This window comes from Corynebacterium callunae (assembly GCF_046592015.1).
Classification (GTDB): Bacteria; Actinomycetota; Actinomycetes; order Mycobacteriales; family Mycobacteriaceae; genus Corynebacterium; species Corynebacterium callunae_A.
The window spans coordinates 92437-117081 of the sequence record NZ_JAWVOB010000005.1 but is presented as its reverse complement, the minus strand read 5'-3'; the positions used below and the strand labels follow the sequence as shown (position 1 = coordinate 117081).

Here is a 24645-nt window from a genome sequence, read left to right as displayed (position 1 = left end):
GGTAAACGCGCGGGCTAAAGGTTAGGGGGATTACCATAGCCTGCATGACTGATGTTCGTGTTCGTTTCTGCCCGTCGCCCACCGGCACCCCACACGTTGGACTTGTGCGCACCGCACTTTTCAACTGGGCATATGCCCGCCACACCGGTGGCAAGCTGATTTTCCGCATTGAAGATACTGATGCTGCTCGCGATTCCGAGGAGTCCTACGCTGCCATCATTGATTCCCTGCGTTGGTTGGGAATCAACTGGGATGAGGGCGTGGAAGTGGGCGGCCCGCATGAGCCCTACCGCCAGTCCCAGCGCAAGGACATCTACCAGGATGTGCTGAAGAAGCTTATCGACGCCGGCGAGGTCTACCCTGCATATTCCACCGCTGAGGAAGTTGAGGAGCGTCACAAGGCCGCTGGCCGCGATCCAAAGCTGGGTTATGACAACTTCGACCGCGATCTCACCGAGGAGCAGGTCGCAGCTTTTGAGGCTGAGGGTCGCAAGCCAGTTTGGCGTCTGCGCATGCCGGACCAGGACTGGAAGTGGAATGACCTCGTCCGCGGCGAAGTGGAGTTTAAGTCTTTCACCCAGCCTGACTTTGTGGTTGCCCGCTCCAACGGGGAGCCTTTGTACACCCTGGTTAACCCAGTAGATGACGCCCTCATGGAGATTAACTACGTGCTCCGCGGCGAGGATCTGCTTCCTTCCACCCCACGTCAGCTGGCCCTCTACGAGGCGCTTAAGCGCATCGGCGTTGCCAAGGTCACCCCACAGTTTGGTCACCTGCCATTCGTGATGGGCGAGGGCAATAAGAAGCTTTCCAAGCGCGATCCTCAGTCCAGCCTGTTTAACCACCGCGATAACGGCATTATCCCTGAGGGCATGCTGAACTACCTGGCACTGCTGGGTTGGTCCCTGTCCGCCGATCAGGATGTCTTCGGAGTTGATGAGCTGGTAGCTAACTTCGACGTGGCTGACGTCCTGGGCAACCCTGCACGCTTTGACCAGAAGAAGCTGGAGTCCATCAACGCGGATCACATCCGCCTGCTGGAGCCAGCTGATTTTGAGCAGCGTCTGCGCGCCTACATGACTGAGTACACCGAGTTCCCAGCGGATTACCCAGCTGAGAAGTTCGCCATCGCCGCTGAGCTGGTGCAGACCCGCATCAAGGTGCTCAGTGAGGCCTGGGACCTGCTGAAGTTCCTAGTTATTGCCGATGAAGATCTGGTGCTTAACGAGAAGGCCGCCAAAAAGAACCTCAAGGAAACCGCCATTGAGCCACTTGACGCCGGCATTGCAGCGCTGGAGGCAGTGGAGGAGTGGACCACCACAAACATCGAGGCAGCCCTGCACAAGGCGCTTATTGATGATCTCGGCTTAAAGCCTCGCGTGGCCTTCGGTGCCCTGCGCATGGGTATTTCCGGCGAGGCAATTTCCCCTCCACTATTTGAGTCCATGGAGCTTCTGGGCAAGGAATCCACCTTGTTCCGCCTGCGTGCAGCCCGCGCGCAGACTCCATACCAGGCAGCGGAGTAACACCAACCAAGGCGCCTTCCGGGGCGCCTTTTCTGCTTTTCGACGCAAACCCGCAGCGTCTGGCTACTCTTCCTCAAAGCGCAAAATATCTCCCGGCTGGCAATGAAGCTCCCGGCAAATGGCCTCCAAGGTGCTAAAACGAATCGCCTTGGCACGGCCATTTTTTAATACCGATAAATTAGCCGGAGTAATGCCAATTGCCTGAGCAAGTTCGCCTACGCCCATTTTGCGGCGGGCGAGCATGACATCAATATCAACGATGATGGCCATTAGATGACCGCCTCAAGTTCTATCGAAAAGCCAATTGCGCGGGCGAGCAGCGCGCGCATGATATTGACCAGCAAGGCCACGCCCATGATCAGCATGGCGAGCACAAGGGCGATGATGATGGCACCGGGGGCGTCATCAACCTCGGCGACGATATAAGACATCGGCAGCAGCAGGATTGCGCCCGCGGCGATTACTATGGTGATGCGATCGACCCAAGCGATGGCTTGTTTATTGAAGATCTCATCTGTAGCCACCAGCTTGAGCAGTTTAAAAAGGCAGAAAATAATAAACTCCACCAGGCCCATGCAGATAACCAGCAAGGTGGCCAGCACAATTAGAGGCAGGGGAGAGATTTCGCCGCCGGTGCGGGAATCTGTGAAGATTTTGAGGAGCAGCAGGCACTGTAGGACCGCGATGCCGATAAAGGCGAACCCAAATATTAGGCGCAGGATGAGCAGAATGCGAGGGTGCATTAAAAAGCCTTTCACTTGTCGTTTCAAGGCATGAATCTATCGTTAATCGATATGTTTGTGCAAGGGCTTAAGTTTCCAGCAGGGCCTTTAGTTTCTTATTTGAGCTCTCTTTGAGCTTCTCGATGCTCGTCAAAAACGGCACGCCAGGGGAAAGGAAGCCACTAAACCCCATGGTCTGGGTGACCTCTGTGCGATTTTCATCAATTTCGTGCAGAGTAGTGGTATCGGTTACGGCCAGCACCCACGGCGCAATAATCTTGGCAGTCCAACTGAGCTCCCTATTGGGCTCAAAAATCTCAATCCGCGGTCGCAAACGCGCGCTCAAATGCGGTGCCTCAGGGTGCCTTGCCTTCATAATCACCCGCGAACCAGCCGCCACCTTCTCCTTGGGGCGCGCATACACAATGTGCTCATTCCATTCCGAGGCGCGCTGCGGATTGCTAATCAGCTCCCAGACCTTGGCTGCCGGCGCGTTGATTTCAATGGTGTTGCTCGCGCGCAGCGGCAGCGCACGGCTCACCGCCCACGAAGACAAAGCAGCAATCGCCGTCCAAAAAATAAGCGGAATAAGCAGCGCTGGAAAAGGCATAAACCAAGATCCCTTCGGGTGTCGATAACTTCTTCACAGTCTAGCCCTGAAAGAGCACTAAAAACCGCTTTTCGATGCAACCCCGCGCCACTCAACCAAGCTGCCAAGGCTTGCAGGTCACCTGCAGATTTGGCCGTATTGCATGGTTGTGGTTATAGTATTCCTCGTTGCTCAGCACAATGCGAGCAATGATTGGCCTATGGTGTAATTGGCAACACTACGGTTTCTGGTACCGTCATTCTAGGTTCGAGTCCTGGTAGGCCAGCTGCGATCAGCTGGAAAACAAATGATCGTGTCCTAATGCCCCGTTCGTCTAGCGGCCTAGGACGCTGGCCTCTCACGCCGGTAACACGGGTTCAAATCCCGTACGGGGTACGTTGTAAAATTTCACTCTTCGGAGTGAGGTTTTATATGAAGTGCAAACTTCCCAAGGTGCTTTAAACCTTGGAAAACATTGGCCTATGGTGTAATTGGCAACACTACGGTTTCTGGTACCGTCATTCTAGGTTCGAGTCCTGGTAGGCCAGCTGCGATCAGCTGGAAAACAAATGATCGTGTCCTAATGCCCCGTTCGTCTAGCGGCCTAGGACGCTGGCCTCTCACGCCGGTAACACGGGTTCAAATCCCGTACGGGGTACAAATGAAAGGGCGGTTCGTATTATGCGGACCGCCCTTTTTTGCTACTTAACCCCCAATTTGAGCCACGTGCTGAATAAATTAAGGGCCTAGCTCCGCCCTTAATTAGTGTTCGTTTTGGCTCTTCGTCTTCGGCTACGATGTGCTCATCCTCATTGTCGGAGTTCTGTTCGACCTTAGATTTTAGTTCCTCGTCTACCGCAGGGGCATCGCGTAACTTTGCTTCCCTATGGTTTGCGACCGTTGGATCCGGGACTTAAGTTGTGGCTTTCTTCCGGTTGCTCCAGGCTTTCCAGCCCTCGTTTGCAGTGATTCCTAAAACGAGGACACCAAGTGCTTTTCCTCCGCCGATGAGCTGTTGTCTATGGTTATATTTCGCTAGGTTTCCTCCAGCGGCTTTAAGTAGCGACGTCATACGCCCGTAGTCTCCGAGATTGTTTATTGGGTGAGCCATACCTGTCCGCCTTGTCGATTACGTGCAATATCGTTGGCTTTATTATTGCTTACTCGGTCGGGATGTGCTTACAGATCTAATTTTTTCTTGCTTATACCCCCAGTATCTTCTGTTTTGTGGTTGCAAACTAGACATTAGTCTTCGCCTCAGATTGGTTCAGCTGGGCAAAAAGTGCCAGCTGGTCGGCAATATCAACCGTAGACGTAAGGCTTAAGGTTCATAGGTTCAGCCCGCTTTCTCCATATCGCCTCGGCAAGGTTGACTGTCTTAGTGGAGTCATCGACCCTGCTGTTGCTCAACGTCGCATCTTCGTTTAATTGCTGCAAAGTCTTCGATTTCGAACTTCACCTTGACGTGATGGATGTATTGCTGATGGGTTCGGAGTTTCGAATAACGACACCTTTGTCCGAATATATATTCGAACATTCGGGACTTAAGTGTCCTTGTGTTTTCGTAAAGTTCCTAATGTGAAATCAGGACGAGGGATGATACTAGTGCTACTTTTATCAATTGGTTTATTCTTTTTAATAGCGATCATGATAATTTTCTGGCTCATGATCGCGGTTGGGGATATGCCTTGGCGTGAAGCCGCATTTCAACTTTCTAATTATCGAGGTTCCCTTTTTGGTACCTTTATCGCTGCTTTCGCTGTGGGAGGCACCTTATTAACGTTTGCTCAAAAGCGTGACTCAGATGATAGAGCTGCATACTATGAGCGTGTTCAATGGGCTATCGATCATACGTTGGCTACGGATCCGGCAGAACAAGCAGTGGGATGGTATTTCCTGGGTGCTATGGTGGAATCCCGTTTGGCAGACGTGGAGGATGAGCATTTCAAGAAGTCTGTGATCGATTACAACCGCAAGTTCAACCCGCTCAATGCGCCCCCCGAAGAAGCCGATTGACAATTGCGCCTTAATCGATTTGTGACTCTAATAGTTATTGTTACGCTGCTAGTATTGTGGAATAGAAAGGGTGATCAAAATGGCACAGACATTCCTGACTGCCGGGCAACATCGTGAGCTGTCCGATGCCCACAAGAAGTTGATTAAGTATTTACCCGAAGCACAGGCTAAGGCTAATGAGGAAATGGCGAGAATTGAACAGGAACTCCTTCAACGTCAAATGCGTCGGAACAGGAACCCTTTTTATCGCATTTTTAAATAATGCCCCTCAGTAGCTCTCACTCCCTGATTAGCTAGTTACTACTGACGTCTCAGGGCATGTATAGGTAGTAGGTCTTGCTATTTTTTAGTTGAGCATTTATCGAAAATCGAGTGATGGCGTTGTTTCGAAGCCTTGTGTGGGCCAAGTTGGGGTAGTTGCCTGAAATCGCCAGTTCAAAGGGCAGTTCGTATCATGCGGACCGCCCTTTTGCTACCTAACCCACTCGGACTTCGTCGAAAAGCCCTTGTTTAAGAGATCTCCTCCTTGCGCAAGAAATCGCTGGTTGGAACCGTAGGGGATTCCTTAACTTCGGGAATGCGTACTGAGGACGTTTTGTTCGGTTGATTGCTTGCCGTTCAAATTGGCATTTTTTGGGTGTTGAGGTGGCCTGGCACCTTTTCCATAGCTGACAATGGCCAAATTCCGCTGAGTAGAATCAGTTGTGAATCACTGCCTCATTTAGCATGTTCAACGCAATATCCCACGGGATGCGTTCTTGTTCAATGCGGATTTTTCCACTGGTCAGTAAGGCTTGGCGAGCGTCAGATTCTGCTGGGGAAAGCAGTGGCAGCACGGTGGTGAAATTGCCGGGGTCCGGGACTCCTAGATGAGCCCAGCGGTGAACATCGGCAGGGGACATCATCACTGATTCCACCGTGGTGAAGCTGCTGCGCAGTTGGTGCAGGATCGCAAAACCATCTGAATCGAGGTCACCCCAATAAAGGATTCTGTCGCAGCGGTGCAACCAAGGCAGTCGGCTTAATTGACCGAGGGCATAACCAGCACCCCACACGGCGATGGTCTCTGGCCAGGCCGTAGTTAGACTGAGGAAGGTCTCTTTATTTTCCACGATGAGCGCAGTTCTGGGCCCGCGGGTGGGCCACATGGTGGCTGCCTCGGCAAGTGGGGTGCTGATATCGGTTAGGCCGTTTCCAAAGGTTGGATCGAGAATCCGCAGGCGCACGAGGTGATCGCCGGAAAACAGACCTAAGTCTTCTGCACCAAGGAGGTGGAGGACCAGCCGGGCATTGCGCTCAAGCCACTTGCCGTGAACTCCGGCGACTGCCACAGCACGAGGCCGAAGCCCAGATGCGGGATTTTCGCGAAACCAGTCCACCACTTTAGGCACCCAGGCGCATTCCTCCGCAGGAAGATCCCTCCACAAGGGCAGCACTTCGACGGCTCTTTGGGTGTTTTCTGGCCCCAACAGCGCAAGTTTGGTTTGGAGTTCTGCGAAAATTTCCCCTGCTCCTGCAAGCTTGGCGAGTTCTGCAGGGGTGGTGGTGCTAATCCTTGTGGGTACCTGCTGAATTCCTAGACCAACGCGGTGCCAGTGCTTATCCTCAAAGGTGATTTCTCCAGGGCCGGACCAGTCCTGCCAGGTGCGAATGAAGTTCTGAGCTTCTTCATATTTTTCGAATGCAATGGCAGCAGTGGGAGCTTGCAAGGGCAGCGACCACTCAAAGGTCTCGGCGGTCAGCAGCTCTGGAATCCGGGTACGGAAATAGCTGGCGGCGCGTTGGGCGACATCATCAGGAAATCTCATTGGCTACTCCTTCGGAAGAATCGATATGAGCCCATCCAGAACGTGCGACGTCGTGGCCGTTGTTGTCGACACCCTCGGAGTAGTTGATCACAACTGTGCCATCAACATAGGGGGAGAGAGTTTGAATGAGTTTTAGTGGCGTGGCCAGCACCATGTGGAATCCGAACTCGGCAAAGATGTCCATGGCGGTGCGGGTAAATGCGGGGTCAGCGCGGTCGAAGGCCTCATCTAGCACCACGGTGGCATAACGAGGGTGGTCTTCGTCAGCTTCGGCGAGACGGAATCGCAAAGCCGCAGCCAGACAGAAGAACACGAGCTTTTGCGCCTGGCCACCAGACAAGGACGCCGAATCGACATAGGTGTTAACCACGGCGCCCTCAGCGTTGACTTCAGAGGCAATGAAGCGGACGTGCAAGCGGGTGTCTAGAACGAGTCGACGCCAGCGCTGGTCATCGGCATTTTCACTGCCAAGGCGATCAAGGATGACCGAAAGTGCGGCATAGCGTTTTTCTGCTTCGGCGATATCGCGTTCGCGGGTGGCGGCCATCGCACCACTGGTTGCCGCGGTGAGATCATCCATGAAATCTTGGGCGTCACGATTGCGATTGTCCCTGACCTCAACACGCAACCAGCGTCCAGCGTTGAATTCAGAACGGCCGAGAGACTCGTTAACTGGTGAGAGGCGGGTTTCAATATCTCCACGGGCACGGCGCAGAGAGGTGGCTAGCGCACCGAGGTTTTTCACCGAGCGCTCATTCATGAGGTCGAGGAAGCGACCCTCAAAATCTCCGAGACGGTTGCGTCGCAAATCTGAGAGTCGATTAATGGCTTCACCTGCAAATTCGGGGCTGTCTTGGAGGTCGGCCTTTTCAGAAGGCCATTCAGCGATATATTTTCCGAGCACCCGCGCGATCTGCGAATTAGCACTGTTAATGGCTTTTTCGGAGGCATCAATAGTGGCATCAAGCTCGCCGTTGACCTTATCGGTGATGCTGTCAATATTCATTTTGGTAATTCGTCGAGTGCGAGTGGCCAACTCGGCGTAGATCTTCTCGTCGACAAGCGGGCGCTTGGCTAGCTCGGCCTCAAGGCGGGCAATGTCTTCGGTGATGGTGGCGATCTCGGTGGCCAGCTGGCTGGCCTCGTTGGCGGCCTTGAGGAATTCGGTCTCGACTTTTTTGTAGTGCTGGCGGGAGGCGTCGGCCTGCTGTTGGAGCTGCGCGAGTTCGGGTGAGGAAAGGATCTCTGCGCGCTGCTCGGCGAGGGAGGTGAGGCTGGCGTCGTCGACACTTACGTCAATTTGGTCAAAGGTGAATTGCGCGATGATTTTGGCGTGCTCAATTAGCGTGCGTTCTTTGGCAATGAGGCGCTTTTTGTCGCGGATTCGGTTATCAACTGCGGTGATTTTGCCGTCAACGTCGCTGATTTCGGCGCGGAGCAACTCCACCTTGTCATCATTGGAGGAACCGAGGCGGTAGGTGGAACGGTCGCCGAGTTTGCGGCGATCATCCTTGGCGTAGCCGACGGAACCGTCCTTATAGGCTCGTTCGCGTACCAAACCGTTAAGGGTTACGCCTTGTTGGTGGGCGCCGAGTGCTTCGAGTTCGCGCTCATTGTCCACGCACTCATAGTTGTGGGTGCGCAGGACCTCATTGCGCACCCAGGTGGACATGGGAGCGTCGGTGAAGTGGAGTTTGTTGCTCAGCGCTGTGGGGCTTGAGGAGCCGCGGGAGGCAACAACGTTGGCCGGGATGACGCGGTATTTCAGGTTGATGCCGAGGTTGGTCTGGTTGACATAAGAATTGATGGCCGGCCCCAATCGCGCTGGTACCAGCAGCGTAATGGCAAAACCACCGAGCATTCTTTGGATCACCGGTTCCCAGCGGAGGTGATCGGGGGCGATATCTATTAATTCGCCGGCAAAGGGAAGTTCTTGTTCGGTGACCTGCAGGGCTTCGGCAAGTTGCTCGCGCACGAGGATATAACGGCGATCAATATTGCTGCTGCGTTGACCAAGGGAACTGAGCTCGGCGCTAAGCTCTGCGCGCTGGGTTTTGAGGTCATGGCGGCCCACCTCCTCGGTGAGTTTTTCGGCCTCCCACGTGCTAATGCGTTTAGGGGAGTTAGCCTCGATTTCTTGGGTGTGGACCAAAAGCTGGGCATATTGTTCAGCATCAGCTGGAATGGTGCCATCGACGGCGCGCACGGCATTGTGGACCTTTCCTTGGTCCACCAACCTGCGATCGCGGCGCTCTTTAACGCGCGCTTCTTGTTCATCAAGCACATTGAGGCGGCCATTGCCCTGGGATTGCAGGGCTGCGGTGGCAGAGGTCATGCGCTGCTGGGCTCCATCAAGTGATTCCCGTAGCTGAGCCTCGCGGGCATCGGCAGCAGTTCGATTGGTGGATAACTCGGTAAGGCGGTCGCGATTGCTTTCCACATGGAGGGTGTCGCGCACGGTGGGGAAGGCCTGCTTCATCTGCGTGGCATGAGCTTTGCGGGCTTCATTTTCATCGCGTTGATCGCGCAGCGCAACCAAGGGCTCTAGAACCTCAATTTGGGCGCGGACATCCACAACGCGCCGATAGGCTTGGCGCAGATCATCAAATTGTTCGACGGCTTCCGCAGCCATGTCGAAGGTAGCGGGTGGCTCCAGCATATAGTCGCGGAAGAGCTGGTCAAGGCTAGAAAGGGACTTTGCAGACTGCGTGCGATGCAGCAGTAGCTGCGCCTCTTCGGTGTGCATGCCCAAGCGGGGCCGGAAATAGTCGGCAAAAACGCGGTAATTATCGCTGAATCGGCCATCCTCAAAGGCGTTTTTGAGTTTGCGTTTATCAATGCCCATTTTTAGAAATGGCTCAAATTCACGCAGATCGATATCCCGTGGCAGGGTGCCGTAGAACTTTTGAACCTGGGAGTTCGCGGTATCGCCAGCCTTCAAATAAAACAGTCCAACCAGCGTATATACAGTGCCAGCAGCATCGTCGTAGGTGAGGCCAACAACAGTGTAGGTGGCGCGGCTGCGCAGGAAAGTCGAGGCGATGCCACCGGTTTCGGCATCTTCACGCCGCCTCCACGCACCGCGGATATAGGACGCCAGCGTGCGCCCCTGTTCACGGCTCAGCCCTTGTTGTGCGGCCTCATTAAACCGTACTTTTACTGGTGGGACGAGGATTGAGGCCATGGCGTCGAGAAGCGTGGATTTACCCGAGCCCGAGCCACCGGTGATCAGCTGGCCACGTCGGGCAATGGGCATATCAACGTAGCCCGAAAAAGTACCCCAGTTAATTAGCTGGATGCGGGAGAGGCGGAATTGGCCGGGGTAGATGGTGCTCATAGCACTTCCTTCGCAGTATCAGATTCGCCGGCGGGTGCCCCGGTTGGTGCTCCGCTTAGGGCGTAGCGCGCATATTCATCCCGCAGCGCGGTGACGGTATCCACATCAAAGATGTGGCGCAGCACCGGAGAGACTTCAAAGCGGCCTTCAGTTTCCGTCTCATCAAGCAGGTGGTAGGTGTTGCGAATGCGGGTTATCGCAGAATTAAAACGCTTGTTATAAGCGGCATCGTCAAGATCATCGGTGCGCTGGTAGGAGCGCACCTGGTCGCGCAGCTCCTCCACATCAACGATGACGCGCTCACCCGGGGCACTCAGGCCCAGCTCGTTGCGCAGGTGCAAAAGAATAAGCGTATCGACGTGTTTCAGGCGGTCAACGCGCAACACTACGGGAATTTTCAGCTCGTTATCCGGGACGGCCATGCGGGTAAAGGCGATGCCGGCATCTTCGTCCACGATGAGATCGAGGAAAACATCGGCGAGCCGACTGCGCAATGCCTCGGTATCAGTGGTCACAGCAGACCACAGTTCTGAATGTTTTGACTTTCGCAGCAGCGGGCCTTTGAGCAGCTGCACCAGGGCGCGGCGGGAATCGAAGGTTAAAGTGCCGGAATCGCCGGTCCATAAAGGTTCAATGGCGGACATTACATTTCCTCCAGGCTGGTGGTGTCAAAGGAGTATTGATCGATGGTGGCGTGGCGGGTAATGCTGCGGGTTTCCTCGTGATTGGCACCCTGAGGCGGTTCCTCTTCCTTCCAGGTGACATGCCCCATGCGGTCAGCCGGTACTCCGTATTTGAGACCCAAATGGAGAAGGCCGACGATACTGCCCAGGCCTTGAGTGGCTGGATGTCTGGCCAGAACCTGGCTAATTGTTGCTTGCCCGCCTTCCGCGGTGACGGTATCTCGAACTGAGGAAATGAGCTGTTCAAGGTCAATGTCTGATTGGCGAACCGCGGCCATGAGCTCTTCGACATTAAGTGAGGTTGGTTCATTAACCGCAGTTTCACCCTCCACAACTTCTTCACCGGGGTTGGCCAGCTCGATGGAGCTAACAGAGTGAATGCTCATGCCGATGCGTTGCAGGGGAGTTTCCATGGCATGAATGGCGCTGAGCTCGGATTCTTGTACTGCATCAGCAGCGAGAGCTCGGGTTTCACGGATTAGCTCAATCATCTTCCGATCCTCCGCAAATTGTTCACTGGCCACATAGTGACGCAGGGAGCGGGCCAGGCCTGTCATCACCGAGTTCACCTCTGCGCCGGCGGATTCCATATCCCGAATGAGGCTGCGCAGGGACATTCGACTTTCCTGGTTGAGTTGGCTAGCAGGCTCGCTGGCGAGAATCTGGTCAATCCAGTTATCGATGAATGCACTGCGTTCAGGATCAGTGATGATGGAATAGAAGCCATTAAAACTACGTCCGGCCTCGGAATTACTGATGACGTCTACGCCGGTGAAAATCTCATCCAACACATCGCCGTAGGTGGCATCAGGATCTAACAATTGCCGGCGCAAGGTGCGGTTAAGTACCTCAAATTCATGGCGCACACGCGCAAAATCCGCTGGTACTGAAGAGGCAGAGGTCAAAATATCTTCAATTCTTTCAGACACCATCTCTACCGAAGGCAACTCAAAATCGCCTTGGGAAACTCTTTCGATCTCGCGGTCGAGGCGGCCTCTTTCAAGCTGCAGCCGTTCCAAGCGGGAGGAAATATCTGGATCTGTATCGCGTGCTAAACCACGCAATGCATCTGAGATTGATTCCAATCGGGATGCGGTTACTGCTGAACGAGGCTTCTCCCATCGTTGCACTGACTGCAATGCGCTTAAAGCGTCCTCAGAAGGCTCAAGCAATTCGCCGGTTCGCTGGCTGCCAGACTTTCGAACCAACCAGCCGCTGCGAACCCAGTCGGTGCAATATTCCGCCGGGGTCTTAGGCAGCTCCATTCCGTGTTGGCGCAGCACTGCTAGATCTGCTGCCATGAGCTCATAGACCTCAGATGCTGGGCGGGGAGCCGGTGCACCTGCAAAATGAACTGCCACCGTGGCCAGCACATATGGTGCATTTTTAGCGGCCAAAAGCCGGACGGCGGGGGAGTCCGTCAAAATCCGTTGGAAGGATAAAGCTTGGGCGATTGAGCTCATGGAGATCAGTGTGCCATAGGCCCTAGACACGCTCAGCAGATTCGAACGAACAGGTGGTCGGAAAGTCTATTTGAGCAGGTCAGTGGTGGGTTAAGGTGGGGTCTGTTGGTGGGGTAGTGCGCTCTTTTTGGGGCTTGAGGGGGACGCGGTTGGGCGCGGTTTTAAGGATTAGGCAAAGCAATCAGCGCAGAGGTCGCGTGGGCTTAAGCTTTTGTGCAGTGTCACTCATCAGATCTCACCCCTGTGTGGTACGTGCGTACGGTGGCATTGAGCTGCTCTTTTAAAGCGAGCGGGGGTAAAGATTATTTTCGACTTGCTCGGTATTAGATTGCTAACCCTTTACCTGCAATTCCCATGGGGTTAAAGTCAGGTTCATCAGAGAAGTTCATAGCCGATCACCAACAAGATGTAGCTGCTGACCAGCGCTAATGCATCTTAGAAGGCTTCGGAAAGAGCGCTCTGGAGTTAATGGAAGCGACCTACAGAAGGAGAGTGTATGGCAGTAAGTGAAGATATGACGAAGTTCGGACACAACGAAGCTGTCCTCCTGGAAGCTGGCACCGCCATAACCATGAATTCCAGGCACTAAAGATGTGTGAATCAGGAGCTCGCCTCGAAATGACACCTCGTTGTAGTCATCTGACACCCAACTTCTCCACCTTTAACAACCCACACTCGGCACATTAAGCCCAATAAGGGCATCAACGGACGCAACAGCGAGAACAATTTACTCGAGTTGACGATACTTCCGAAACGCAGCCGGAAAGCGGTGGTAGTAGGTTAAAGCCACTGCGGGAGGTTGAAAGGGTCAGATTAAGAACTAAACAACACGACCCTTGTACGCCGGGCACCTTTCTTCGACGGTAAAATTCGAAGGAGGTGCCCTTAGTTTTATAAGCATTGAAAAAGTGGCCAAAAAACTATCTCTGACATGCGGGTTTGTTTAGCTTTAACTTTATGACATATAGTTTCTCTCGTACCAAACGCGCCCCGTTCGTCTAGCGGCCTAGGACGCTGGCCTCTCACGCCGGTAACACGGGTTCAAATCCCGTACGGGGTACCATTGTGTTCTTACACATACGATTAAGTGAATTAACAGGAATAGCCAGGTCTTCAGATCTGGCTATTCCTGTATTTTCGGTTGTTTCTGCACTAGTCTCCAGGTCTTCGTCTAGATCCAAGTCAAGATATTCCTCAAGATTGTGTTCTATATCTATCGCCTCATTCTGGGCGACGTTGTTAGTGCGGAAGATTAGAGTCCACGTATTGAGATGGGCGTGGGCATGGTGTTCTTTTTTCTCCTTTCGAGCTGATCAAGACTTTCTCGAAGAAGAGCTGGTTTAGCATCTTCTTCTGGATATCCGATGCCTTGGTATATGAGGAGAAGCAGTTAGCGGCAAACTCTAGGGCACGCTCGAGCATCTCGTCGTGCATCTGTTCAGTTCCCTCGAAAGCCTTTAGCTTCCTTTGCACCTGAGACAGGCTATGCTCCAGTTGCTTTTGTTCTCTGGCCATGAGCTCCATTGGTAGGGCTTGGTCATAGTATGCTTCGAGCAGTTTCTCTTGCTTACGCTTGATGCTCAGCTCACTAGACTTGAGCTGGTCGAACTCTTCGCTTCGGGAGGAGTTGTGCAGAGCAAGTTGCTCCTTGAGGCGAGGGCGGAGGGTTTCGAGGAGGGCTGGTGGAACTTGGATATTGCGGTAGAGATCCTCGATCTGGCTCTCTAGCCAGGCGAGAGGTATTGCAGACATTGTGCAGTCTGTTCGCCTAGACATCCGACCATTGCAGACAAAGTATTCGTACTGGATACCTTGGTGGTTGGTGGGTTTCTGCAGGATGAGTCGCGAGCCACAGTCTCCGCACCAGACGGTGGACTTAAGGAAGTGGTCGAGCTTGCGTCGCCGTTCGCCTTGGCGACGAGTGTTGAGTGTTTGGCCAACCTTCTCGAACAGGGTCTTGGAGATGAGTGGTTGGTGGTTGCCTGGATACTCCACGCCACAGTATGTGGTGATGCCTAGATAATATTTGTTCGAGAGCATCCCGTGGACGTATCTCTTGTTTACCGGCTTTGAGGGATACACCCTGGTGGGGACGGTGGTTAGTCCTCGGGCATTGAGCTCGGTGGTTAGCTCTGCCACCGAGATGTCTCCTTCGGCGTAGCGCTCGAAAGCCCATTGGACGAGCGGGGATCGCTCTGGGTCTACCTCCACTGTTCTGGTCTCTACGCCTGCTTCGAAGTTGCGGGTGTTGAGATAGCCCAGTGGAGCTTTGCCTGCAGTACCTCCGGACTGTACTTTCTGGGTCATGCCTTTGGTTACTTCGTTGGCCAGGTTTTTTGAGTAGAACTCCGCGATGGAGCTCATGATGCCGTGCATCAGGAGTCCGCCGGGAGTCTGGTCGATGTTCTCGCTGGTAGAGGCCAGGCGGACTTTGAACTCGTCGAACTTGGCGTTGATCGCAACATCGTCGGCTCGGTTGCGTGCCAGGCGGTCAATCTTGTGGACGATGATGAAGTCTACGTTGCCTTGCTCTTCTTCGAGGTAGCGCATCATGGCCTTGAGGGCTGGGCGGTTAGTGCTGGTACCCGATACTCCACGCTCGACGAATTCTTTCACTACCACCGCGCCCAGGCTTTGGGCTTTCTTTTTGTTTGCTTCGCGTTGGGCTGGGATGGAGAAGCCTTCGGCTTGACCACCTTCATATTTGGGTATAAGAAGGGTCAAAACGAGAATGTTATCAACCAGGGGCTTTCATACTTGCGTTGGTTGCTTGACCATAAAGACAGTTTCAATTTCCTGTGCCAGCAGAAGGGCGTGCAATTTGAAGTGCAATGGGACGCACCTCGTGTGATCTGCGTGGCGGAGAGCTATAACAAGTTCGATACCGATACTGCCGACCTGCTGCCGATCAAGGTTGAACTTCTTAAGTACCAGCTGTTCGAAAACGGGATGTTAACTCTCGATTCCGAGAGCTAACAGAAAATTAAAATCTCGGGGATGCCGAAGCTCGAAGCTGGGAACAAGGAGAGCGTCAAGCCTTTGCAACAGACCTTTACCCTCGAAGAACACATCGGAAGGAGTGGGGGTAAACAGCCGCAAAGTCTTCGCTGACCTCCAGGAACGAATTCTCGGTCTCGATCGGGAAATGCAGGTTGAGCCGAAGAAACAATACGTAGCCTTCAAAATGACCCGCAACATGGCGGATGTTGTGATACAGAAGCTAAAGCTCTGGCTATTTCTAATTGTTAAGACAGGGGCACTTGATGACCCCAAAGGACTTGCGCAAGACCTTGAGACTCCAGTGAAGATTGGGCACTACCGAGTGGAAATCACTTCGGAGACTGACTTGGATTACGTGATGACACTAGTCAAACAGGCCTATGAGATGAATCGGTAGCAGTCTACAGCCCGCGTCCTAAAGAAGTTACTTCATCGCTTCTGCGAGAGTGGTATGAACATCGCTATCGACTATTTGTTCTATGGGTGTTATTCTGTGCCTAATGTCGAATGTAAGTTCTGTCGGCGAGGACTGAAGTGCGAAGGGGTATCTAGATGAGTGCTAGTCAAATTGCTCGTGAATTGGAGCGAGCTCAGAAAGTTAAAACTGAAGCAGAAAAGAAGACCGGGGAGTATCGCACCCAGGAGTCACTGAAGAGAATGGCAGCGGAAAAAGCTGCAGAAGCTGCAGGGAAAACGAGAAGTGAATCTACTCGTCGCATGAAACTTTCTGAGCATGATCGTCGTCTCAAAGAGGCTCAAGCGGCGGGAAAGAGTGCTACACAGTGGCAACGGAAGGCGTCTGATGCGTCTAAAAAGGTAAGCGATCTAACGACTAAATTGACGAAGGCCCAGTTGGATGAGGCAACCAGGGCTGAGAAAAAGCGAGTGGCCGAGTATAACAAGACTATGGCGGAACTAAAGCGCGAACAGGCTGCGCTTAACGCGCGGGTGGTTGAGACCGGAAACTCGGTAGTTGCTCTGGAACGGAGACTTCCAGCCCCTATTATCGAAAAGCTACGAATCCTCGTCCTTACTTCAGACCCGATGGGGGCACTACCCGGTGAAAGAAGTCTAAGGCTCGGAAGAGAACAAAAGCGCATCAGCCAGGCGGTAAAGTCTGCGACCCATCGTGATTGGGTGGAGTTCGATTTCCGTACGGCAGCAACACCAGAAGATCTTCTCGATGGCTTGACTGAATTTTCACCTCACGTACTGCATTTTTCGGGTCATAGCAACGAGGAGATTGTTCTATTCGAAGAAGACCAGGATGACCCAAACCCTGGACGAGCCATTTCAGCAGCAACGCTTTCTAGGGCGCTCGCAGCTGTGGACACCCCGCCTTCCTTGGTCGTGCTTAACTCCTGCAAGTCCGCCGGACAGCTGGACATTCTCACTGAAGGAGGAATTCCGTTTGTCGTGGGAATGCTGGATTCTATTGACGATACGGGTGCCATTGTATTTTCAGCCCGCTTTTATGCCACGATAGCCAACGGACAGTCCTTGGCTTCTGCAGTAAATACTGGAAAGGTCGCTCTTGAAATGGCTGGTTTTTCGGGCGGTGAACTACCCGTTCTCGCGCACGCTGAGGACGTTGACCCGTCAAATCTGTTTCTAGTGAAGTCTCCGGAAGGCGAAGTGGGCGATTAGGACTGAGACTTACCGGGGAAATTAAGCAAACAACTTGGATCGGGTTGGCCAGAAAAGTGCGCGGCATACCTGGGCTTCACAATATCTCTTGTGAACTGGTGGCAATCACGCGAAGATGGAGTAGCAAGAGGTCAACGGGCGGAGGCAATTTTGACCAATAAGCGACATGGACTGACTGAGCTCCAGATTGAGGTCTTGGAGTGGGTCAAAGCCGGGCAGCCTCCTGATACTTTCGCTGATGACGAGGATCTTCGTTACCGAGGTCATGCTCGGCGTCTAGATAAATTAGGTCTTGTTAAAGTCTCGGGCAGTGGTGATTCTTGGAGGGTGGAACTCACTGATTTGGGGGAGCGGTGGCCAGCGATTCCTGGGTTTGGTAAATCTGAGACGCGCACCCACAGCAAGACGAAGAAGCGATCTGGCATGCCAAAAGCGAATATTGGCAACGTGCAGTCAGATCGTGAATCTCCAGCACCTCCTGTCGATGGGGCGGTTCGCTACTCTCGCCGAGTACGCAATGCCGCCAAGAAACGAGAGAACAAGCCCTTAAAGGTTAAACGAGTTCAAACCGAGGAGACATTTATGCGTTACCGGGTTCAAGTCACAAGGGTGCAGGTGGCAGAGCGGTGGGTTAGGGCTGCGGATGAGGAGGATGCGGCGAAGAAAGTCCAGGAAGAGTTCAACAAGCCTTACGGGTATTACGGCTCATGGAAGACTACTGCTTCAGAGGTGGAAGTAGTTGAGGCTGAGCAGACCACTGTGATTAAGCCGAATGTCCTGGCAGATAATGGCCCTTTGCTTTTAAGCCTTAAACAAGCCGGTGAAGCTTTGGGGCTTTCATACTCTATGGTTTATGAGTTGGTGAATCAGGGAGAGCTAGAACATGTGCAGGTAGCTTCCAGGAAATATGTGTCGCGTGAGACTTTAAAAGAGTTTATTAAAGATAATACGTACCGGGGTTATCACTATCGGGGAAGGTAGCGCCAACGCTAATAGAACTTTAGACTGGGTAAAAAGCTGAGCAGGGGAAGGTTAAATGGCTAAGAAAAATAGGAAAAGCCAGCAGCGAGATCTTCGAAATTTAGCGGAGCAAGAATATGGCCCGACTGTCGTGGTGATGGCGATTGGGGATTCTCAGTCTCTCTCTGAAGGTAGTGGTCCGGATGAAAAACAGGCAGCACAAGATGTTCGTTTAGTTCGATCCGCCCTTCTTTATGCTCCACGTGTTGAACTGGTTTCTCCAGCTGTAGCCTATCTAAAGCGTCACAATGACTTAGCAAACTCTGGGCCAAAGGGCTTAATCCAGCTAATGGATCTATATTCTGATCCGCGTTACAGTAAAAGCGTTGGAATAAGTGCTAACCAAGCTGCTGAGATTGCACAACTTATGCGAGGTATGCTCCAGTTTCAGGAGAGCTACCCACGCAGATTGGTCCGAAGTCGACCCGATATTGCGAATGATCCGACTTACTTAAGCAATAAAGCCCAACTCGACCAAATCCTTGGTTCTGGGTATGACTCGGTTCGCAGCAATGTTGAGCGTCAATACCGAGAAATTTGGCAGCAATATGGCGGAGATCAGATTCAAGCCGCGATCGATTCAGGAGCATTAGTCTTTCGGGGGAGCGACTTTTTCTCGGATAGTGAGGATACAGAATTGGATCTGCTCAAAATAGGTTCTCAACTAAAGCAGCTTTTGACTGATCCAAATGCTCATGTTCTCATGGATGATCACATTCGGGAATTGGCAGGTATTCAATCGGTTTCTGATCACCCTTACTCCGGTCAGTCCCTAAAGAACTCCTCCAGAGCAGCAACAGGGACTCGCTTCATCTCGCATTTGCCTGTTTTTCCTAAGGCGGGAATGCAGGATATTCTCGAGGCCAGAAATGACTTAGCGGAGCTACGCCAGAGATATTTCCGCTCGGTCGGGGAGTTCGCTTCTAACTTAGAATCGTCAGTTCTTGAGATAGACCATGCAGCTGAGATAGATGCGATGTGGAGAGATGAGGTACATCCGCAGGTAGTTGAACTCGCCAATGCGGTTTCCCAAACTAGATTGGGCGGGGTAGCTAAGTTCACGACCGACCTTGCTAGACGATTCCCGGAAAAGCCTGTACCTACAGCTACTTTCGGTATTGCAAGTTTTGGTCTTACTGGGTTAGATCTTGACACTATTATCTTCGATGTGCTCGCGGCGATCTTGGGAAATGTTGGAATGAATGCTCGAGATATAGCCAAAGAAAGACGTATTCAGCGGGAGAATCAGGATAAGTCTGGATTACAGTATTTGGTTGAACTAACTCGAGTTCTCTAGAAGAGGTTTTATTGCGACTGCAAACATATTAGGTTCTGGGCTCCTGGAATACGAAGGCAAACCAATCTAAATAAACCTCAGGGTTTATTTAGAGAACTATCTGCGGAAAACTGTTGTCCTTACTGGGTAGGTAGGCAATACCCCGATTACTCCTAATAATCTAATCCAAAGTCCATGTTATAGATGGATGCGCAAGGAGGATAACCAAAAAGCGAGGCCGTAACCTCGCTTTAAATTTTTGTTCCGTTTCCAGGCTATTCCTCAGATCTATTTCGGATATTGGTGTTCGTAAAACCGCGCTTCGCCATCGCTTCATCGAACCGCTTGTCCATGTAGAACAGGTCCGCGATCCAGCCAAGTCCGAGGTAATTGAGGGTAATCAATCGCTTGAATACTCCTCGTTCTCCTAGGTAGAAGCGATTTAACGGACAAAAGAAACTAAACACCGTAAGGATCTTGTAGGTATCTCGATCCTTCATTATTCTTTAGTTGCCTCAACTTGATCTGCTGAAGAAGTCTCTTTGGCTTCGACGGTAACCGTGTACGACTCAATTCCAGAGGAATTGTAGTAGATGTAATAGTTGCCAGCGAGCTTCTCAACAACCCTTTTTCCGTTGTCGGTGCCTAACACGTTAACATCCTGAATTACGATGTTTAGTTCTCCAGCTGCGTTTTGAGAAGTGGTGGTGCCTTCAGGAAGTGCATAGATAAATGAGTTCGAACCTGTACTTGTTCCAACCTGGTCGTAGCGGACCTTTATCTCGCCACCCGCAAATGCGAAAACTTCTCCGCTTGTTTGCGCTGCAGTTCCTGAATGGCGGGAAATTTCTGTCCAAGTTACCTCAGGTGACTTAACTTCATTTCCGCTTTCAGCCGCTGGTGTGTCGGTTTTGGTGTTGGATGTTTTGCTTTTATCACTGTCAGAGCCAATACTAGGCAGGCCTATGTGGAAATAGGCACCACTGATTGATTCAATTTTACTATAATGTTCAAAAGTTTAATAGGTTATTCAAGTGTGGGAACTGGATGTATAGAAATAGAAAAGTACCGATCCTTGCAGATTTCTGTTTTCTCGCCGGTGCATAATCCAACACCAAAACAATTCGCATAACACGTATAAATACCGCCCTCTGTGCTCGAAATCTTCTATTTCGTTCTAAAAGTGGCAAAAAACTAGCCCACATTTCGGCGGCTTTGGATTTAGAGATATTTATCCCATTAACCCTGGTCGTAGGGCAGTAGTGGAGGGCATTTCTACCGTTGATAAGAACCCGTATATGTTGTGCGATGCGTGTCGTACAGATTAAAGAAGCCACTCAGTGAATTTCACCGAGTGGCTTTTTCTTTGTTCAAGCGGTGGTTTGGAAGATGCTTACTATGTAGTAGGAAGCGAAAGGGACTTCCTCGGTGGAGTAGAAGGTAATGATCGATATTTCGCCTTTTAATAAGAGGCGATGCCTCCGCATCGTTGCTCGTGAACTCCACGTGCTATCAACACGTTGATTCAAAAGCTCACTATTTGGGGTTGCGACTGCAAAGATACAACTAGGATCGGGGCCATGAGTGAAAACAGGACGGTTGACCGACAAATAGCAGTCTTCGGACAATCAGGTAGCGGCAAGACTGTCTTATTGAGTTCCTTTTATGGAACAGCGCAAAATAGCGAGGCTGGGGAGCCTCAGCTATTTGAACTTAGGGCAAAAGATGATCGGCACAATATTTTGATGCAGATCTATTTAGGAATGAAAGAAGATTCCAAGGCTCCAGCAGCTGACCGTTTTGATTCGAAGAAAACGGTCTTTTCATTAAAACAAAAAGGTATTCGTCTTAATGAAGCTGCAAAAGCTTCAGAGGTTCGCTTAACGTGGTTTGATTACCCAGGTGAATGGTTTGAAGGCAGTGCTACTACTGATTCAGAAAGGCAAGACAAAGCGCGTACCTTTAGAAACCTGCTGGGCGCAGATGTTGCATTGTTCTTGGTAGATGGACAAAAATTGCACGATCACGCCGGCGAGGAAGAGCGTTATCTGCGCTATCTGTTTAGTGGATTCATCGAATCTCTTAACCAAGTTAAAGATGAGATACTCGCTGATGGCAAGCAATTGAAGCAGTTCCCTCGAAATTGGGTTATTGCGCTGTCCAAGGCGGATCTTTGGCCCGAGCTATCAGTCCAAGAGTTTGAAAACCTCTTAAATAAGAAAGCAGCAAGCGATATTATCGCTCTACGATCTAAGCTGCTGGAGTTCATTGAGCATGATGAGGCATTCTCTTTTGGCAAAGATTTTCTCTTACTATCATCAGCTAAGTTCACTCCAGGGCATATCGATATTAGTCAGCGTAAGGGGATCGATGTTCTTTTGCCATTAGCCTGTGTACTCCCGGTGCAACGAAAACTGCGATGGCAAAACCTGAAAGTTTTACCTGCCGATTTGGCAATGCGGATAGGTACAAATGACCTAGTCCAATTGGTCGTTCCGATTGTTTCAAAGGTCCTTGGAAGTCAGAGGATCAATAACCGTGGTGTAGCTGTTGCTGCCATGGCTTTTAGCGCATTTGTGGAACATATGGCTGATCAACCTCAGGAAAGTCTCCAGGGATTTCGTGATGAAGCCATGCAAAAGCGAGAATTCCTTAAAGCCCTGGTTGCTGAATTCACCCGCAAATTGGATCAGGCAGTAGATGATCGAGTGCTCGTGAGGGACCTCTGATGTCTCTAATATGGGCAACTCGTGGCAGAGACTGGGGTTTCCAATTCCTGGAAAATGGCGGAGAGCGGGATCCACTACCCATATATAAAGCTGCCTTTGAAAACCAAGAACAGGCAACCGAATTAGTCCAAAAATCTTACGGTCTAACAGCTGCCCGAATCTTAGATCCGCTGGGTCGCACTGATCATGCAGGAAGAATAATCCCGCATGATTTTGTGTTGCGTGGTCAGATGTCAGAGGGCATTAATTCACCTGAAGATGTCCGAGAAATCATTTGGCCTCTGGTGGCAGAGCACTTTCAAGAAATCTGGGATCGGCCCGACCATCACTAGCAACTACTCAGCACTGCGATAAACCTCGCCACCACCGGCAACAAATTCTCGGGACTTTTCTTTCATGCCTTCCGTGGAATCAGAAGCCCCAACCCCAGGCATCCCCAATTCAGCGATTTGCTCGCCAAACATATCGCGAATGTCCTGGCTAATGCGCATGGAGCAGAACTTTGGGCCACACATGGAACAGAAGTGCGCTGTCTTCGCGGGTTCTGCCGGAAGGGTTTCATCGTGATAAGCGATGGCGGTGTCAGGGTCGAGGGAAAGCGCAAATTGATCATTCCAGCGGAATTCAAAACGTGCCTTGCTCATAGCATCGTCCCAAGCTCGCGCGCCGGGGTGGCCTTTGGCAACGTCAGCAGCGTGGGCTGCGAGTTTGTAGGTGATGACGCCGGTTTTTACGTCGTCACGGTTGGGTAGACCCAGGTGTTCCTTCGGAGTGACATAACAGAGCATGGCGGTTCCACCCATAGCAATGTGAGCTGCACCGATGGCAGAGGTGATGTGGTCATAACCCGGCGCGATGTCGGTAACTAAGGGTCCAAGAGTGTAAAAAGGAGCGTCAGCAGCCCACTTTTGTTCAAGCTCGTTGTTCTCCTGGATCATATTCAGTGGAACGTGGCCGGGGCCTTCGACCATCACCTGCACGTCATATTCCCAAGCGCGCTGGGTTAACTCACCGATGGTCTTTAGTTCAGCAAATTGAGCGGCATCATTGGCGTCGGCAAGCGATCCGGGGCGCAGGCCATCGCCGAGTGAGAAGGCCACATCATATTGCGCAAAGATCTCGCACAGCTCGTCGAAATGCTCAAAGAGGAATGACTCGCGGTGGTGCGCTAGGCACCACCCGGCCATGATGGAACCGCCGCGGGAAACAATGCCGGTGACCCGGCGCGTGGTTAGCGGGATGTAGGCCAGCAGCACGCCGGCGTGGATGGTCATATAGTCCACACCTTGTTCGCACTGCTCGATGATGGTATCGCGGAATACTTCCCAGCTGAGGTCGGCGGCTACGCCATTTACTTTTTCCAGCGCTTGGTAGATCGGGACGGTGCCGATGGGAACAGGGGAGTTGCGGATAATCCATTCGCGAGTGGTGTGAATGTCATCGCCGGTAGACAGATCCATCACGGTATCGGCACCCCAACGCGTGGCCCATTGCAGCTTGGATACTTCCTCCTCGATGGAAGAGGTGACGGCGGAATTGCCGATATTTGCGTTGATTTTGGTCAAAAATTTGCGACCAATAATCATCGGCTCCGATTCCGGGTGGTTGACATTATTGGGAATAATCGCACGTCCGCGGGCAATTTCGGAGCGTACAAACTCCGGATCCACATGTTCGCGCAGCGCCACAAACTCCATTTCCCGAGTTATCACGCCGGCGCGGGCATAGGCCATTTGGGTAACGCGCTTGCCAGGCAACGCCTTCAAAGGCGCTGGTTTTTGGCCTTTCCACTCAGCTGAAGCTTCACCTCGACGCATTGCCGAGCGGCCGTCGTCGATAAGCAAACGCTCGCGACCGGTGTACTCGGTGACGTCGCCGCGGGCGGTGATCCAAGGTGTGCGCAGACGGGGAAGCCCCAACGTAGGGTCAGTTTCTGGGCCACGCGTGCGGTAGATGCGAAAAGGTTTGTTGGGGCCGCTTAGCGAGTCATCGAGGTTGATTTCGGTCTCGGGAACTTCAAGGCCGTGCTTGCGGATGGGGGAGTAGCTGTGCTTCGGGTGGATCTCATTTTGGGTAGGCGTCATTGCACCATTCCTCTCTTCCTTCGCCGGTACTAACCGGACAGGTTCAAACGGTGCTCGCGCAGCAATCAGCGCGATCTCAGCCCGTGCTCGGGCGCCCGTGGGGACTGCCGTCAAAACTAGCGCGTTGCCCGCCTGGGCGTGAAAGTTACCCCCATGCGGGGGTTGAGGGAGGGTGCTTTTCGACGAGTGCCTGTGGCGGTGGGCTTGCATCTAGACCAAGCAGTCTGCTAACCTCATCTTCGCGATCAAGAAGTTCAGCCCCTAAGCCCTTCGGCAGGCTGACTGGCAACCGCGCAACGCACACGGTGCCCCCGAAGGAAGATCCGCTCTGTACTCAAAAGACTGCAGAGAAGAGCGATTATGAAGGAGATTCCCATGCGGAATACCTATGAAAACACCCCGCTAGTAATCAGATTGCACAACAAGTGCGGGCACACTCAATCCGGGCATGATGTGTTTTACCTTCGGTCAAAGGTAACCCTGGAAAGGGCGGAGTGGTTGCCGGTTTCCAATCTGCAAATGGACGGGGAGTGGGTCGAATTTGATGCCGGTGACAAGCATTATCGCGGTTGGAATCACAACAGCGAACTAATTGCACGGGTCATCGCTGTCGATCCAACAGCTCAGTGGGAAGATAGCAGTAGTTTCGGTGGTCTTCTGCGGCTACCAACTGAAGGTGGTTTCCACATCTTCAACCTTGGCTTCAAGCGGACCGTAGAGGGCTGCACTAGGTAGAAGTAGGTCT

The 24645-nt window shown here is 52.2% G+C and carries 20 protein-coding genes, 5 tRNA genes and 2 riboswitches; of the genes, 16 read left to right on the top strand and 9 right to left on the bottom strand.

Annotated elements, in window-relative coordinates:
* Positions 1–44 precede the first annotated feature (44 nt).
* A complete protein-coding gene (gene gltX / locus SFC07_RS07375; protein WP_411207584.1) occupies positions 45–1526 on the top strand; it encodes a glutamate--tRNA ligase in 1482 nt (493 codons plus the stop codon).
* A 63-nt stretch (positions 1527–1589) separates the two neighbouring features.
* On the opposite strand, the gene SFC07_RS07370 is transcribed toward gltX, so the two are convergent.
* The 3 genes from SFC07_RS07370 to SFC07_RS07360 form a co-directional block, all read right to left on the bottom strand.
* Complete coding sequence (locus SFC07_RS07370; RefSeq protein ID WP_411207583.1) at positions 1590–1796, bottom strand: helix-turn-helix domain-containing protein; 207 nt, start codon at positions 1794–1796, stop codon at positions 1590–1592.
* Positions 1796–2269, bottom strand: a complete 474-nt coding sequence (locus SFC07_RS07365; protein WP_411207582.1) for a DUF2975 domain-containing protein — start codon at positions 2267–2269, stop codon at positions 1796–1798. Before SFC07_RS07365 ends, SFC07_RS07370 begins: the two co-directional genes overlap by 1 nt.
* Positions 2270–2336: 67 nt before the next feature.
* Positions 2337–2858: an SRPBCC family protein gene (locus SFC07_RS07360; RefSeq protein ID WP_411207581.1), complete on the bottom strand. Its 522-nt coding sequence runs from the start codon at positions 2856–2858 to the stop codon at positions 2337–2339.
* A 193-nt stretch (positions 2859–3051) separates the two neighbouring features.
* Between SFC07_RS07360 and SFC07_RS07355 the strand changes: the two genes are divergently transcribed.
* The 6 genes from SFC07_RS07355 (at position 3052) to SFC07_RS07330 (ending at position 5115) form a co-directional block, all read left to right on the top strand.
* Positions 3052–3123 (top strand) — tRNA-Gln (locus tag SFC07_RS07355).
* A gap of 37 nt (positions 3124–3160) precedes the next feature.
* Positions 3161–3233: transfer RNA gene (locus SFC07_RS07350), tRNA-Glu, on the top strand.
* Positions 3234–3313: 80 nt separating this feature from the next.
* Positions 3314–3385 (top strand) — tRNA-Gln (locus tag SFC07_RS07345).
* Positions 3386–3422: 37 nt separating this feature from the next.
* Positions 3423–3495, top strand: a tRNA-Glu gene (locus tag SFC07_RS07340).
* A 920-nt stretch (positions 3496–4415) separates the two neighbouring features.
* Entirely contained in the window at positions 4416–4853 is a 438-nt protein-coding gene (locus SFC07_RS07335) for a hypothetical protein (protein ID WP_411207580.1), read from the top strand.
* A 79-nt stretch (positions 4854–4932) separates the two neighbouring features.
* Complete coding sequence (locus tag SFC07_RS07330; protein ID WP_411207579.1) at positions 4933–5115, top strand: hypothetical protein; 183 nt, start codon at positions 4933–4935, stop codon at positions 5113–5115.
* A 436-nt stretch (positions 5116–5551) separates the two neighbouring features.
* On the opposite strand, the gene SFC07_RS07325 is transcribed toward SFC07_RS07330, so the two are convergent.
* The 4 genes from SFC07_RS07325 to SFC07_RS07310 are packed head-to-tail and all read right to left on the bottom strand — an operon-like array spanning position 5552 to position 12144.
* Entirely contained in the window at positions 5552–6661 is a 1110-nt protein-coding gene (locus tag SFC07_RS07325; protein WP_411207578.1) for a Wadjet anti-phage system protein JetD domain-containing protein, read from the bottom strand.
* The gene (locus tag SFC07_RS07320) at positions 6648–9998 is read right to left on the bottom strand and encodes an ATP-binding protein (RefSeq protein WP_411207577.1); all 3351 of its coding nucleotides are present in this window, start codon (positions 9996–9998) and stop codon (positions 6648–6650) included. Before SFC07_RS07320 ends, SFC07_RS07325 begins: the two co-directional genes overlap by 14 nt.
* Entirely contained in the window at positions 9995–10642 is a 648-nt protein-coding gene (locus SFC07_RS07315; RefSeq protein ID WP_411207575.1) for a DUF4194 domain-containing protein, read from the bottom strand. Before SFC07_RS07315 ends, SFC07_RS07320 begins: the two co-directional genes overlap by 4 nt.
* On the bottom strand, positions 10642–12144 hold the full coding sequence (locus tag SFC07_RS07310; RefSeq protein ID WP_411207574.1) for a DUF3375 domain-containing protein: 1503 nt from the start codon (positions 12142–12144) through the stop codon (positions 10642–10644). The genes SFC07_RS07315 and SFC07_RS07310 overlap by 1 nt, the downstream gene beginning before the upstream one ends.
* A gap of 987 nt (positions 12145–13131) precedes the next feature.
* Here SFC07_RS07310 and SFC07_RS07305 point away from each other — a divergent pair.
* Positions 13132–13207: transfer RNA gene (locus SFC07_RS07305), tRNA-Glu, on the top strand.
* 176 nt (positions 13208–13383) lie between these two features.
* Here the strand turns inward: SFC07_RS07305 and SFC07_RS07300 are convergent.
* Positions 13384–14868: a recombinase family protein gene (locus SFC07_RS07300; protein ID WP_411207572.1), complete on the bottom strand. Its 1485-nt coding sequence runs from the start codon at positions 14866–14868 to the stop codon at positions 13384–13386.
* A gap of 42 nt (positions 14869–14910) precedes the next feature.
* Here SFC07_RS07300 and SFC07_RS07295 point away from each other — a divergent pair, with 42 nt between their 5' ends.
* From SFC07_RS07295 to SFC07_RS07265, 7 genes are all read left to right on the top strand, one after another.
* On the top strand, positions 14911–15120 hold the full coding sequence (locus SFC07_RS07295) for a hypothetical protein (protein WP_411207570.1): 210 nt from the start codon (positions 14911–14913) through the stop codon (positions 15118–15120).
* A gap of 169 nt (positions 15121–15289) precedes the next feature.
* Entirely contained in the window at positions 15290–15541 is a 252-nt protein-coding gene (locus SFC07_RS07290) for a DUF5655 domain-containing protein (protein WP_411207669.1), read from the top strand.
* A gap of 155 nt (positions 15542–15696) precedes the next feature.
* Positions 15697–16791, top strand: coding sequence for a CHAT domain-containing protein (locus SFC07_RS07285; RefSeq protein ID WP_411207568.1), 1095 nt, complete (start codon positions 15697–15699; stop codon positions 16789–16791).
* A 90-nt stretch (positions 16792–16881) separates the two neighbouring features.
* A complete protein-coding gene (locus tag SFC07_RS07280) occupies positions 16882–17772 on the top strand; it encodes a helix-turn-helix domain-containing protein (RefSeq protein ID WP_411207567.1) in 891 nt (296 codons plus the stop codon).
* Positions 17773–17827: 55 nt separating this feature from the next.
* Positions 17828–19108, top strand: coding sequence for a hypothetical protein (locus SFC07_RS07275; protein WP_411207566.1), 1281 nt, complete (start codon positions 17828–17830; stop codon positions 19106–19108).
* 1559 nt (positions 19109–20667) lie between these two features.
* Positions 20668–21816 carry a TRAFAC clade GTPase domain-containing protein gene (locus SFC07_RS07270; RefSeq protein WP_411207565.1) on the top strand — a complete coding sequence of 383 codons (1149 nt, stop codon included), beginning with the start codon at positions 20668–20670 and terminating at the stop codon, positions 21814–21816.
* Positions 21816–22148 (top strand): hypothetical protein, encoded by a 333-nt coding sequence (locus SFC07_RS07265; RefSeq protein ID WP_411207564.1) that lies wholly within the window; start codon positions 21816–21818, stop codon positions 22146–22148. Before SFC07_RS07270 ends, SFC07_RS07265 begins: the two co-directional genes overlap by 1 nt.
* Positions 22149–22151: 3 nt before the next feature.
* Here SFC07_RS07265 and thiC read toward each other — a convergent pair whose 3' ends face one another.
* A complete protein-coding gene (gene thiC, locus SFC07_RS07260; RefSeq protein WP_411207563.1) occupies positions 22152–23900 on the bottom strand; it encodes a phosphomethylpyrimidine synthase ThiC in 1749 nt (582 codons plus the stop codon).
* Positions 23897–24009, bottom strand: a riboswitch (TPP riboswitch). (Overlaps the previous gene by 4 nt.)
* A gap of 134 nt (positions 24010–24143) precedes the next feature.
* Positions 24144–24261: riboswitch (SAM riboswitch) on the top strand.
* Between the two features lie 14 nt (positions 24262–24275).
* Between thiC and SFC07_RS07255 the strand changes: the two genes are divergently transcribed.
* Positions 24276–24635, top strand: a complete 360-nt coding sequence (locus SFC07_RS07255; protein ID WP_411207562.1) for a hypothetical protein — start codon at positions 24276–24278, stop codon at positions 24633–24635.
* The last annotated feature ends 10 nt before the right edge of the window (positions 24636–24645 follow it).